Here is a 12752-nt window from a genome sequence, read left to right as displayed (position 1 = left end):
CGTGTCGGCAGCCGGGCTTCGATAATGGCATCAACACGTCATCGATTGGCGAACTCCGAAATCACGGCAAGGAACGCGTCTCCATAGCGGTCCAGCTTCGATTGCCCGACCCCCGATATCCCCAGAAGATCTCGGTGATTCCTGGGCCGCTCTGTCGCAAAGGCGATCAGCGTCGTATCCGGAAAAACGACGTAAGGCGGCACGCCCAACTCCTTGGCGATCCGGGTACGCTCGGCCCGCAGCGCATCGAACAGCGCCTGTGCCTCGCCGGAAAGCCCGTGTGCCTGCTTCTCCGGTCGTCCCGCCTTCTTGCCGCGGCGGCCCGTTTCGGGCCGGTCCTTGCGGAAGAAGACCTGCCGCTCGCGCTTGAAGACAGCCCTCGCCTGCTCCTCGAGCTTCATGGCACCGAAGGCCGTGTGGTCGATGCTGATGAACCCGTTCGCCAGCAATTGGCGGAAGATCGATTGCCAGGTACGGCCTGGAATATCCTTGCCTGCGCCAAAAACCGGCATGTCGACATGGCCGAAGCGCTCGGTCTTTTCGTTGACCGTGCCCATCAGCACATCGATGACATGGCCGGTGCCGAAACGTTCGCCGGTGCGATAGACGGCGGCGAGCGCCTTGATCGCCGCTTCCGTCCCGTCCCAGGTCTCGACAGGCTTGAGGCAGGTATCGCAATTACCGCAACCGCCACCGTGGGCCTCGCCAAAATGCGCGAGGATGGACTGCCGCCGGCAGCCGGCCGTCTCGCAGATGGCAAGCAGCGCATTGAGCTTCGCCCGCTCGACACGTTTGATCTCCTCTGATGCGCCGCCCTCATCGATCATCCGCCGGCGCTGAATGACATCAGCCATGCCATAGGCCATCCAGACGTTGGAGGGCAGCCCATCGCGTCCGGCGCGGCCCGTCTCCTGATAATACGCCTCCACCGACCCTGGCAGATCGAGATGGGCGACATAGCGCACATTCGGCTTGTCGATGCCCATGCCGAAGGCGACCGTCGCCACGAGGCACAGGTCTTCCTCTTTCAAGAAGGCATCCTGATTGGCGTCGCGAAGCGCTCGATCCATGCCGGCATGATAGGGAAGCGCGCGGACGCCCTGTCCGTTCAGCCACTCGGCGGTATCCTCGACCTTGGCGCGCGAGAGGCAATAGACGATGCCGCTATCGCCGCGGTGGCCGTCGAGAAAACGCAGCAATTGCTGGCGCGGCTGATCGCGCTCGACAATCTCGTAGGTGATGTTCGGGCGGTCGAAGCTGGTGGTGAAGACCTTGGCATCGCCGAGCGCCAGCCGCTCTATGATGTCGTCGCGGGTATGCGGATCGGCCGTTGCCGTCAGCGCGATGCGCGGCACGCCGGGAAAAAGCTCGGCAAGCCTGCCGAGATCGCGATATTCCGGCCTGAAATCATGCCCCCATTGCGAGACGCAATGCGCCTCATCGATCGCAAAAAGCGCGATCCTGGCCCGGCCGAGCATCTGGCAGAAACCCTCGGTCGCGATGCGTTCCGGCGTCACGTAAAGCAGATCGAGCTTACCCGCGGAAATGGCGCGGTAGACTTCGCTCGCCTCCTCGCGCGACAGGGATGAATTCAAGGCGGCCGCCCGGATGCCGAGCTGCTTCATCGCCTCCACCTGATCCCGCATCAGCGCAATCAGCGGCGAGACGACGATGCCGATACCATCGCGGCAAAGCGCGGGAATCTGGAAACACAGCGACTTGCCGGCACCGGTCGGAAACAGCACGACCGCATCGCCGCCGGAGACGACATGCTCGATAACCTGCTGCTGCTTGCCGCGAAAGGCCGAGTAGCCATAAACGCGCGTCAGGACATCGAGCGGCGCGGGCGCATCGATGCGGTCGCCAAACAATACGTCGTCTGCGGAAAATCGCGGCTCTTGTCTTTCAGGCTGAGGCATCTATTCCCTATTTTCCAGCGGCACCTTTGACGCGACCGGAGAGCACGCCGAAGCCATCGATGATCGCCTCCTGGTTTTCCAGCCTTATCGCTTCGAGTTGAACCTCCTGCAAGGCGCGCATCAGCTGCTCGATCAGCTCGCCGTCGCCGTCTTCCGTTGCCTCGGCAATCGCGCCCTGCAATTCGATCTTGTGCCAACGGAGCGCCTTGGAACGCTTGTGAAGCGCGAGCGCCTGGCGGTAACCTTCGCGCGCATCCTCCATGGCGGCCTCCTCGGTTGCCGTCCACAGCCGGGCATTGCGGACCTGCTGGTCGAGGCTCTTCAGCAAGGCGCCGAAGCCCTGCTCCTCCAATTGCTCGACCAATCGTTCGCGGACGAATTGCGGCCCGACCATGGTGGCAGCGATGCCGAGAACCGCCGACCACAGGCGCTGCAATTCGCGGCTCTCGTAGTCGATCGCAGCAATCTCGTCGTACTCGTCCTGCAACAGCGGCGGATGATTGACGATGGTCAAGGCGAGCACGCTTTCGCGAAGGCTCGGAATATCCTGATGCCCCTTGATCATGGCCGAGCGGGCCAGACGATCGGATGCCGTCGTCGGCATTGGGGGAGCGCCGCGCGCCTGCCCACCGCGACCGCCGAAAGAGCGGCCGTTACCATCACGCGAAAAGCCGCGCACCTGCTGGCCGCTGTTTCGTTGAAATTGCGGCTGAAACAACCCATTCAGCCGCTCCCGCATGTTTTGCTGGTAGTGGCGGCGGACATCCTCATCCGTGATGACGGAGACGATGCGCCGCAACCGCGCTTCCAGCTCCGCCCGCGCCTCAGGCGTCTCGAACGTGCCGCTGCCGGCTTCCCTCGTCCAGATGAGCTCAGCAAGCGGCTTTGCCTGCGCCAGCACCTTGTCGAAGGGTGCGCGCCCGTCATGCCGGACGAGATCGTCGGGATCCTTGCCATCGGGCAGCAGCGCAAAACGCAAGGTGCGGTTCGGCTTGATACGCGGCAGCGCCAGATCGGCGGCACGATTGGCGGCGCGAATGCCGGCGCCGTCACCATCGAAGCAGAGCACCGGCTCCGGCGTCATCTTCCAGAGAAGATCGAGCTGGTTCTCGGTCAGTGCCGTGCCGAGCGGCGCAACCGCATTCTCGACACCCGCCTGATACAGCGCGATGACATCCATATAGCCTTCGACGGCAATGATGGTGCCGGCACCATCATTGCCTTGGGCAGCACGGCGCGCGCGCGTGAAATTATAGAGTACGTTGCCCTTGTGAAAGAGCTCGGTCTCGTTGGAATTCAAGTATTTTGCCGGCGCATCCGGCGACATGGCGCGGCCGCCGAAGGCGATCACCTTTTCTCTGGAAGAGAGAATCGGAAACATGATACGGTCGCGGAACCGATCATAGGAGACCGGCACGTTCTCGTGCACGACAAGGCCACAGGCCTCCATCTGCTCCTTCAGTACGCCCTTGCCGGCGAGATGCTCCTTCAGGGCGTTGCGGCTATCGGGCGAATATCCGAGGCGGAAGGTCTCGATCGTGCGGCCGCTGAGGCCGCGGTCTCTCAGATAGGCTCTTGCCCGCGCTCCATTGGCTGTCTGCAGCTGATCCTGGAAAAACTGGGTCGCCATCTCCATGACGTCGAGCAGCGACGTGCGTTCCTTCTCACGCTTCGCCTCCATCGGATCAGCAACCGGCATCGGAACGCCGGCCATATCGGCAATCTGCTGCACCGCTTCCGGAAAGCTCAAGCCCTCCAGCTCGGTGAGAAAGCGGAAGTGATCGCCCGTCACGCCGCAGCCGAAGCAATGATAGCGTCCCTTGCGATCCTCGCAGTGAAAGCTCGGTGATTTCTCACCGTGGAAGGGGCAGCAGGCCCAGTAATCGCCGCGCGGCACATTGGTCTTGCGCCGATCCCAGGTCACACGACGGCCGATCACGTCCGAAATCAAAACGCGGTCGCGAATCTCATCGAGAAACGTATTGGAAAATCGCATGGCTACCTCTGGCTTGACCCATATAAACAGGAATGAAAGGCATTGCCACGCTGCCTGGATATCCACCCACGGTATTCACAGGCCTTTACCGATGATCGCCTTACCCGCTCGCAATCACAACTCCGTGAAGTAATGCGCGGTTTTACCTTGTCTTTGGCCGCTTCAAATGTCTCCTTCGGCGTGCGGACGATAATGCAATTGCTTTCTTCGCAAGGAGCGAGTCGACCTCTCTGTGACCAACTTGGTAACCGCTTTGTGCACGAAAATACGCGAAAAAGCAAAGGGTTGGACAGTTTGAAGTTGATAAGCGCAAGCAAAATCCACATGATGGACAATCAATAGATGCAAAGGAGCTGCGCATGAGCGACACTCTCCGGCGCCGCATTTTGGGCATTGTTCGTAAGCCAAACATTATTTTTTTGTAATTTGATTGTTGATGTGCGGCGCAATAGCGTTCTTCTCACAGGGCGAGACAAGCCGGCGAAGAAACTGCTTCGTGACGCGACATGCCGAGACGCTCTGACGAACAGGAAGCCAACAGGTACGGGCTTTCAGTTTAGGAGAGGAAAATGTGCATTCTGATCGTACCCTTGGCAGCCGCAGCCGTCTTCGCCACAGCGACCTATAGCTCGGCCACGATGACCGGCGGCGCTCACGATAAGAATGTGCTCTACGCCGGCGCGGGATATCAGTTGCCGGCAGATATGAAAGTTCCTGCTCTCACGGCAGGCGTAAAGATTCAAATGTCCGGACTACCATCGCAGGCATTAGCCTTGCCCCAGGAAGTCAGGATCCTCAGATAAGTTCACCAGATACTCAGGTGGGGCACCATCCCTACCCCCGGCGCCGCCCCACCTGAGTGCCTTTGCAAAAGACGTTTGATTTTTGGGCCCCACCCTGCGTCATCAAACGCCTGCAAAGCGCAAGAAGGCAGGAGCTCCCCCAGCTCCTGCCTTCTCTAATTTCCGGCCTTCTCCAATTTCACGAAACAAGAGCAACGAACATGCGTTGCGGAAACATTCTGGTTCCGCATGCGTGAGTATCTTGACGCAACAATCGCGATGAATATCTTTTATTATCCGCGCATATGCGATCTTAATGATTATCTACTCAGACATTTTGGAATTTGCTCAGTTCAACGGAGACGGCTACATGTCTTTATCCGCAAAGGAACTTGCCAAAGACCCTGATTTTTTCGCGGAAATCCTCAGTTATACTAGAGAAATTATATCCACTTATGATGAAAATCAGCGTGTATGCTCTGTTTTTGCTTCGCAGCAGCGCTGGCTGATGGCGCTCGCCGGGTTTGGCCTCTATTGCGGCGGCATCGAAGGCGGGCCGCCCGGCATACATGCCAGCCGTTTTGCCCACTATATCGTCGAGCATGAGATCGCCAGCCACAATACTGCGCTCAGCTTCATTCAGGAGATGCTGGCACTCGGCTTCCTACGCTATCTGCCGCATGCTGCCGATCGGCGGGCGCGGCCGATGCAGCCGACGGAAGCGGCAGCGAATCAGCTTGCGAAATGGGTCAGCATTCATCTTTCCGTGCTGGATCGATTGGATGACGGCAAACGCAACGCCCTGTTTGTCAAACAACCGGAACTCATCGGCCTGCTGCAACCCCAAATCTCCGTCAGCATCATCGAAAGTGACGACCTGCGCCGTCCCGGAGAAACCTTTAATCTGTTCACCTGGGTAAATTCGGGCGGCATCATCATGGACTATCTGATCTCCCGCGTCGGGATGATCAACCCGACTACGCAGAAAGCGATCATCGGGCGGGTTGCCTTTACCGACCTCTGCAGCCGCTTCCTCATCTCCAGAACCAATGCAAAACGGCTCATGAACAAGGCCATCAAGATGCAAAGCGTCGGATGGATGGGACCTTCGGGACGAAGCCAGCTCTGGCTGTCCAACTGCTTCATCCAGGAATATTGCGATTATCAGGCGGGAAAATTCGCCATCATAGACGCCGCATGGCAAAACACCCTCGGCCTGCGGCGGGCCGGCATGCCGAGGGTGAAGCAGAATTTTACTTCAGCAGTTCCTTCAAGATAGCCGAAGCCTTCGCGAAATCCATTTGACCGGCGTAGCGCTCGCGCAGGGTGGCCACGCACTTGCCCATGTCCTTGAGACCCTGCGCGCCGAGTTCCGCAACGATCCCGACGCAGATTTCGCGCACCTTCTCTTCGGAAAGCTGCTCCGGCATGAAACCCTGAATGACGGCGATTTCCTCGCGTTCCTTGTCGGCCAGCTCGGGGCGCCCGCCATCGATATAGATCTTCACCGATTCCTCGCGCTGCTTGATCATCTTGGCGAGCAGCTGCAGAATCTCGTCTTCGCTCGCCTGTTCCTTGCCGAGACCGCGATTGGCGATATCCTTGTCCTTGATGGCTGCAAGGATGAGACGGACGGTCGAAAGCCTCGCCGTGTCCTTGGCCTTCATGGCGTCCTTCTGGGCGTTGGAAAGGGTTTCGCGGATCATGTCTTTAACTCCTTGAAGCAGGCCGGCGACGATCGTCCCGGCCACTCATGTCATGTTGTTGTCTCTTAGACCAACAGTGTCGATCAATGCAATTGCGCCCGAGAGCCCGAATTCCCTATCAGGAAAGCAAAAGCGCGCATTGACCGGCTCGCCTTGTTTAGCTATGTCCATCACCTGCACATAAGATCGATAGGAAGATCTCAAGCCGCGACCTCGGTCGACGGCTGCACCTTGCTACAAACATGGCGGAACCGCCGGTCTCTTCAAGGCCGCGCTCGACGCCGGAAACGGGATGACTATGACCGCCACAGCCCCATGGACCACTGAAAAGCCGACCGCCCTCCTCGTTCTTGCCGATGGCACCGTGATCGAAGGCAAGGGTATCGGCGCGACCGGCAAGGTCCAGGCCGAAGTCTGCTTCAACACGGCGCTGACGGGTTATGAGGAGATCCTGACCGACCCCTCCTATCTCGGCCAGATCGTCACCTTCACCTTCCCGCATATCGGCAATGTAGGCACCAACGATGAAGATATCGAAGACCTGACACCCGCTGCGCGCCACGGTGCCGTCGGCGTCATCTTCAAGGCCGATATCACCGACCCCTCGAACTATCGCGCCGCCAAGCACCTCGATCAGTGGCTGAAGGCGCGCGGCATCATCGGTCTCTGCGGTATCGACACGCGCGCGCTGACCGCCTGGATCCGCGAGAACGGCATGCCGAATGGCGTGATTGCTCATGATCCGAACAGCGTCTTCGATATCGAGCAGCTGAAGGCTGACGCTAAGGCCTGGAGCGGCCTTGAAGGTCTCGACCTCGCCAAGGTCGCCTCCTCCGGTCAGTCCTCGCAATGGTCGCAGACTCCTTGGGTCTGGAACGAAGGCTATGGTGAACTCGGCGCCGACGACGCCAAATATCATGTCGTCTGCCTCGATTACGGCGTCAAGCGCAACATTCTGCGCCTGTTTGCCGGCCTCGATTGCAAGGTTACCGTTCTGCCGGCGACAGCTTCGACAGATGAAGTCCTCGGCCTCAAGCCCGACGGCGTCTTCCTCTCCAACGGCCCCGGCGATCCGGCCGCGACCGGCGAATATGCCGTTCCGGTCATCCAGGATCTGCTGAAGACCGAAATCCCGCTCTTCGGCATCTGCCTCGGCCATCAGATGCTCGGTTTGGCGCTTGGTGCCAAAACCGCGAAGATGCATCAGGGCCACCACGGCGCCAATCATCCGGTTAAGGACCATACCACAGGCAAGGTCGAGATCGTCTCGATGAACCACGGCTTCGCGGTCGACTCGAGCTCGCTCCCGGAAGGCGTTGAGGAGACTCACGTTTCACTCTTCGATGGCAGCAATTGCGGCCTGCGCGTATCAGGCAAACCGGTCTTCTCCGTGCAGCATCATCCGGAAGCCTCTCCCGGTCCGCAGGACAGCCACTACCTCTTCCGCCGCTTCATCAATCTGGTGCGCGAAAAGAAGGGCGAAGCGGCCGTGGCTGAGCGCGCCTGATAGCGCCGACCACCTCATCACGTGCGAAAAGCCCCGGATTGATAATCAATCCGGGGCTTTTCTCTTTGTGCGTCAAGTTGGGAGGTCTTTTCGTCACATCGGCTTCCTGAAACTCAGGCCTGCAGACGGCGCTGCTTGACCACTTCAAGCTCGCTCATCAGGATTTCCTCGAGGAATTCGAAGTCGGATTGTCCGAACTCGACAAGGCCGAATCTCAGTTTGTAGCCCCAATTCTTGTCCTGGGTAAAATCAAGCCAGCCCAAGAGCGGGCGAAGCGGCTGTTCGGGCGCATCCAGCCAGTCCACATCCTTGCGATAGGCCTTTCCGCAGCCCATTTCGCCAAGATAAGGCTCACCCTCACGGACAAAGCCGATGGCGGTAAAGCTCTGAAAGCCGTCTTTCTCACCCATTTTCACGGATGGCGAATAATAGACGATGCCGTCCCCTGGCTTGATGCGCATCAAGGGAGCGCGCTTGCCGTGGTTCACCTGCATGAAACCATGCTTGCGACCAATGCGTACGTGCTCAGCGCTGGCGACCGCCAGCCAATAGGATTTCCGCTCCGGCTCCGGCCGTTGGCGGGACTCGTTGGCAGATGGGAAAAGACGAACCATCTTGCCCTGATCAAAGGAATCTTCCCGCGGGAAAGAGGCGGCATCGATACGATCGCTTGCATTGAATGTCATGGTCATCTCCCGTCATTGGTATGAGACGACTATAGACGATCATGCTGTCAATTTTTGTCAGCAGTCTCTCGATTCAAGATTCCGTTATCAGTTGGCAGTCTTCTCGGAGCGCACGAGCACGTAGAAACGCGCGCACAGCATCGTCGCCGCCGAGGCAAGGCCGAGCAGGAAACCGAACCATATGCCGATACCGCCGAAACCGAGCGGAAAAGCCAATAGCCAGGCGAGGAAGAAGCCGATCGGCCAATAGGCGATCAGCGCCAGAATCATCGGCACGCGCGCGTCCTTCAGCCCGCGCAACAGACCGCTGGCAATTGCCTGCAGCCCGTCGACAAGCTGGAACAGGCCCGCCACGACGATCAGCGGTGCCGCATAGGCAAGGACCTTCGGCGCGTCGGCCGACGTGACGTCAAGAAACCAGCTTCCCAGCCAGGATGGCACGGTCGCAAACAGGATGCTGCCGCAGAGCGCAATGCAGCTCGAAACGATGAGCACCACGATTGCCGCGCGCTTCAGGCCGAGATGATCGCCCTGACCGTGCGCAACACCGACGCGCACGGTCGCCGCCTGGCTGAGTCCGAGCGGGATCATGAAGGCGATCGAGGCCCACTGCAAAGCGATACCGTGGGCGGCGAGCTCGATCGTGCCGATCTGGCCCATCAGCAGCGATGCAGCAGTGAACAGGCTGACTTCGGCCAGAACCGTGACGCTGATCGGAAAGCCGAGCCGGATGACATCCCACAAAGCGTGCCAGTCGGGCCGCCAGAACCGGACGAAAATCCCGTAACGTCTCGTTTCCTCGTGGCTCTGAACGTAACCGACGATGAAGAGGAAACCAGCCGTCTGTACGACAACGGAAACGATAGCCGCACCATGCAGCCCCATGGCCGGCAAGCCGAAATGGCCGAGCACCAGAATATAAGCCAGCACGGCGTTCATCACCAACATGGCGATGGTGACCTTGAGGATGATGCCGGCACGCCCGATGGCGCTCACCAGCGCCCGGATGACATTGTAGAGCAGCCCCGGCAAAACGGCGAAGTGGCCGATGTCGATATAGCCGCTGGCCAGTTTCGCGACATCGGGCTTCTGCCCCGCCGCCAGAAGGATTTGCTCGGAATAGAAAAAGGCGGGTTGCGCCACTATCCAGTAAGCCGTAACGACCCAAAGCCCCATGCGCAAAGCCCGGCGCACGGAAGCAACATCGCCCTTGCCATAGGCCTGCGCCACCAGCGGCACGACGGCGATGGAAAAGCCCGAACCGAAAATCAGAATCGTGAAGAGAAACTGCGCAGAGAGCACCATTGCCGCCAGCTGCTCGGCGCCGAGCCGGCCGACAATCATGACGTCCGTGGTGTTGATGCCGAGCTGCGCCAACTGCGCGCCGATCAAAGGGATGCCCAGCGCAAGCGTAGCGCGAACATGTGCAGACCACGAATTATCATTGTCATGCGCGGACGGGCGCGCAGTTACCGGCATATCCATCACGAAAACTCGATTGCTAGGGTTCGCGCAAACCGCCCTACCCAAGGGTGCGCAAGCCCGTCGGTTTATCGCGTGTGGCGCTAAAAAGCCAGCCGACAAATCTACAATGCTAAAGAATTCATCATAACATCAAAATATCTGATGAATTTTTAGGCCGCCTCGCCCGCCTGCGACTGGGTAACCACTTTCGGCTCAGTCTTGCGCACCTTGGTCAAAAGCACGATCAGACCCGTCGCGACGAGAATTGCACCCATGATGAAGGGCGCCCCTGCAAAGACCACCGGCGCTGTCGGCGCGGTATAGTATTGGAACAGATAGGGGAACAGCACGGGTCCGACGATGGCGGTAATGCTTGTCAGGCTGCCGAGTGCGCCCTGCAATTCGCCTTGTGCGGAAGGCGGAACCTTGCTGGCGGCGATGGAGCGAAGCGGTGCATCCGCGACGTTTTCGATGACAGTCAGGACGATAACTGCGTACACCATCCAGCCTTGCCATGAAACGGCGTAGCCGATCAGGCCGAGACAGGAAAACACCATTCCGAGCACTGCGGTCTTCCACTCGCCGAGCACAGGCACCAGCCGCGGCAGTACCAGACCCATGGCAATGGCGGCGCCGATTCCGTAGACAGCGAGTGAGAAGCCGATCTGGCCCTCGCTCCAATCATAGCGATAGGACGTCACGAAGGACCAGACGGCCGGATAGACGCCATGCGCCAGCCAATTCAGGAACATGACGACACAGACCCAGCCGATGCCGTGATAGCGCCGCATCTGCCTGAGCGCCCCGAACGGATTGGCGCGCGCGATCTCGAAGGGCCGGCGGTGCTTCGCATCCAGCGTTTCCGGCAGCAGAAAATAGGCACCGACGAAATTCAGGAACGCCAGCGCCGCTGCCCCATAGAAGGGTACACGCGGCCCGAACTCGCCAAGGAAGCCGCCGATGACCGGACCCAGAACAAAGCCGACACCGAAAGCCATACCGATCAGGCCGAAATTCTTCGCGCGGTTCTCGTCATTGCTGATGTCGGCAATATAGGCCGAACAGGTGGAGAAGCTCGCGCCGCTGATGCCGGCGAGGATGCGGCCGACGAACAGCATCCAGTAGGAACCAGCAATCGCACAGATGAAATTATCGATCGCGAATGTCAGCACGGAGGCCAGCAGCAGTGGCCGACGGCCGAAACGATCGCTCAGATTGCCGATCAAGGGCGAAAACAGGAACTGCATGGCAGCATAGGCGAGCAGCAGCCAGCCGCCTTCCGTCGCCGCCGCACTGACCGACGCACCCGTCAACTCTTCCAGATATTTCGGCATGACCGGCATGATGATCGCAATGCCGATCACGTCGAGGAAGAGGATAAGGAAGACGAGGAACAGACCTCGACGAGCGAATTTTTGATCGATCATGGAGATGCCTTCTGGCGGCCCCGCCTCCATGAAAGAGACAGAACGTGAACGAAAAACTGGAGCGTCCCCAATACATAAAGATTTTGGCAGAAACAATCCGTGAACGCTTCAATCTTATTGATTTATCGACCGCTTTTTTTGATCCTGAGAGCAAAAGCGACTAACTGCCGCGACTGCGACGCTGCTCGTGATTCAGAAAGTCGACGAAGGCCCGCAGTGGTGCAGGCATGTGCCGGCGGCTCGCATAATAAAGAAAGGGACCGGAAAAGACCGTATTCCATTCCTCCAGGATGGCCACGAGGTCTCCGCCGGCAATCTGTGGCGCAACAAACTCCCGAAAGGTTCTGATGATGCCGAGCCCGGCCGCGGCCGCGCGGCACTCGATGTCGATCGAATTCGTCGCGATGACCATCGGCGGCGCGATGATGATCGTCTCCCCGTTCCTTTCGAACTCCCAGGGCGCGACCGAGCCACTCTGGAAGCGATGACGGATACAGCGATGTTCGAGTATATCGCGCGGATGTTGCGGCGTGCCGTTTGCGGCCAGGTAGGCGGGTGCCGCCGCAGTCACGTAACGTTGCTGTCGCGGGCCGATCGGTACGGCGATCATGTCTTTTTCCAGCCTTTCGTCGTAACGGATGCCGGCGTCGTAACCGGCCGCGACTACATCGATGAAATTGTCTTCCGCGACGATTTCAACTGATATTGCCGGATACTCCTTCAGGAAACGGCTGATGATGTCTGGCATGACGACCATGGCGGCGACGATTGGCACATTCAGTCGCAGGGTCCCGCCTATGCTGTCGCGAAAGCTGTTGATATCATCGAGCGCGACGGCGATCTCGCTCATGGCGGGCGTCAGGCGCTCCATCAATCGCTCCCCGGCTTCCGTCGGCGTCACGCTTCGAGTGGTACGGTTGAGCAGGCGCACCGCCAGCTTCTCCTCCAGCCGTCGCACCGCTTCGCTCAGCGACGATGCGGAGACGCTGCGTTTGCGCGCCGCTTCGCGAAAGCTGCGCTCGCGGGCAACGGCGGTGAAGGCAACCAGATCGGCCAGCGGCAAGTCATCCATTGTGCGAAATTCCAAACAGCCCGTTTCGATTTACTCGGATTATCGCACAGAACACAGCAGAGTAAAACGCCATTACAGTGGCCTCCGGAAATGAGGCGCGCCTTCGACCAGGAGAACAACGATGGAAAAACATCAATTGGGAAAAACCGGACCGCAGGTATCGGCGCTCGGCCTCGGCTGCATGGGAATGTCG

10 protein-coding genes are annotated in these 12752 nt (G+C 59.3%); 3 read left to right on the top strand and 7 right to left on the bottom strand.

What is annotated here, in order from left to right; all coding sequences use genetic code 11:
- Positions 1 to 38 precede the first annotated feature (38 nt).
- Positions 39 to 1919, bottom strand: coding sequence for a DNA helicase RecQ (recQ, locus tag PH552_RS16085; protein WP_285166150.1), 1881 nt, complete (start codon positions 1917 to 1919; stop codon positions 39 to 41).
- Between the two features lie 7 nt (positions 1920 to 1926).
- Positions 1927 to 3915, bottom strand: coding sequence for a DNA primase (dnaG, locus tag PH552_RS16080; protein WP_285166148.1), 1989 nt, complete (start codon positions 3913 to 3915; stop codon positions 1927 to 1929).
- 569 nt (positions 3916 to 4484) lie between these two features.
- Here dnaG and PH552_RS16075 point away from each other — a divergent pair.
- Positions 4485 to 4718 carry a hypothetical protein gene (locus PH552_RS16075; RefSeq protein ID WP_285166147.1) on the top strand — a complete coding sequence of 78 codons (234 nt, stop codon included), beginning with the start codon at positions 4485 to 4487 and terminating at the stop codon, positions 4716 to 4718.
- A 295-nt stretch (positions 4719 to 5013) separates the two neighbouring features.
- Positions 5014 to 5976, top strand: a complete 963-nt coding sequence (locus PH552_RS16070; RefSeq protein ID WP_285166146.1) for a hypothetical protein — start codon at positions 5014 to 5016, stop codon at positions 5974 to 5976.
- On the opposite strand, the gene PH552_RS16065 is transcribed toward PH552_RS16070, so the two are convergent.
- Positions 5951 to 6403, bottom strand: coding sequence for a GatB/YqeY domain-containing protein (locus PH552_RS16065; protein WP_113251125.1), 453 nt, complete (start codon positions 6401 to 6403; stop codon positions 5951 to 5953). The genes PH552_RS16070 and PH552_RS16065 overlap by 26 nt on opposite strands.
- A 298-nt stretch (positions 6404 to 6701) precedes the next feature.
- Here PH552_RS16065 and carA point away from each other — a divergent pair, with 298 nt between their 5' ends.
- The gene (gene carA, locus PH552_RS16060; protein WP_285166145.1) at positions 6702 to 7910 is read left to right on the top strand and encodes a glutamine-hydrolyzing carbamoyl-phosphate synthase small subunit; all 1209 of its coding nucleotides are present in this window, start codon (positions 6702 to 6704) and stop codon (positions 7908 to 7910) included.
- 113 nt (positions 7911 to 8023) lie between these two features.
- Here the strand turns inward: carA and PH552_RS16055 are convergent, their stop codons facing one another.
- The 4 genes from PH552_RS16055 to PH552_RS16040 form a co-directional block, all read right to left on the bottom strand.
- Positions 8024 to 8596 (bottom strand): EVE domain-containing protein, encoded by a 573-nt coding sequence (locus PH552_RS16055; protein ID WP_112344079.1) that lies wholly within the window; start codon positions 8594 to 8596, stop codon positions 8024 to 8026.
- 87 nt (positions 8597 to 8683) lie between these two features.
- A complete protein-coding gene (locus PH552_RS16050; RefSeq protein ID WP_285166144.1) occupies positions 8684 to 10081 on the bottom strand; it encodes an MATE family efflux transporter in 1398 nt (465 codons plus the stop codon).
- Positions 10082 to 10230: 149 nt separating this feature from the next.
- Complete coding sequence (locus tag PH552_RS16045; RefSeq protein ID WP_112344081.1) at positions 10231 to 11487, bottom strand: TCR/Tet family MFS transporter; 1257 nt, start codon at positions 11485 to 11487, stop codon at positions 10231 to 10233.
- Between the two features lie 160 nt (positions 11488 to 11647).
- Complete coding sequence (locus tag PH552_RS16040; RefSeq protein WP_285166143.1) at positions 11648 to 12559, bottom strand: LysR family transcriptional regulator; 912 nt, start codon at positions 12557 to 12559, stop codon at positions 11648 to 11650.
- Positions 12560 to 12752 lie beyond the last annotated feature (193 nt).

The organism is Rhizobium aureum (genome assembly GCF_030182495.1).
Classification (GTDB): domain Bacteria; phylum Pseudomonadota; class Alphaproteobacteria; order Rhizobiales; family Rhizobiaceae; genus Rhizobium; species Rhizobium tropici_C.
Note: the sequence above shows the minus strand (reverse complement) of the source record. Positions and strands in the feature narration are given on the sequence as shown.

What these genes read in the sequence shown, in the direction of transcription:
- PH552_RS16050 (WP_285166144.1), bottom strand. Translation starts at nt 10,081, where the DNA reads ATGGATATGCCGGTAACTGCGCGCCCGTCCGCGCATGACAATGATAAT.
- carA (WP_285166145.1), top strand. Translation starts at nt 6,702, where the DNA reads ATGACCGCCACAGCCCCATGGACCACTGAAAAGCCGACCGCCCTCCTC.
- PH552_RS16075 (WP_285166147.1), top strand. Translation starts at nt 4,485, where the DNA reads ATGTGCATTCTGATCGTACCCTTGGCAGCCGCAGCCGTCTTCGCCACA.
- PH552_RS16040 (WP_285166143.1), bottom strand. Translation starts at nt 12,559, where the DNA reads ATGGATGACTTGCCGCTGGCCGATCTGGTTGCCTTCACCGCCGTTGCC.
- PH552_RS16055 (WP_112344079.1), bottom strand. Translation starts at nt 8,596, where the DNA reads ATGACATTCAATGCAAGCGATCGTATCGATGCCGCCTCTTTCCCGCGG.
- PH552_RS16065 (WP_113251125.1), bottom strand. Translation starts at nt 6,403, where the DNA reads ATGATCCGCGAAACCCTTTCCAACGCCCAGAAGGACGCCATGAAGGCC.
- dnaG (WP_285166148.1), bottom strand. Translation starts at nt 3,915, where the DNA reads ATGCGATTTTCCAATACGTTTCTCGATGAGATTCGCGACCGCGTTTTG.
- recQ (WP_285166150.1), bottom strand. Translation starts at nt 1,919, where the DNA reads ATGCCTCAGCCTGAAAGACAAGAGCCGCGATTTTCCGCAGACGACGTA.
- PH552_RS16045 (WP_112344081.1), bottom strand. Translation starts at nt 11,487, where the DNA reads ATGATCGATCAAAAATTCGCTCGTCGAGGTCTGTTCCTCGTCTTCCTT.
- PH552_RS16070 (WP_285166146.1), top strand. Translation starts at nt 5,014, where the DNA reads ATGATTATCTACTCAGACATTTTGGAATTTGCTCAGTTCAACGGAGAC.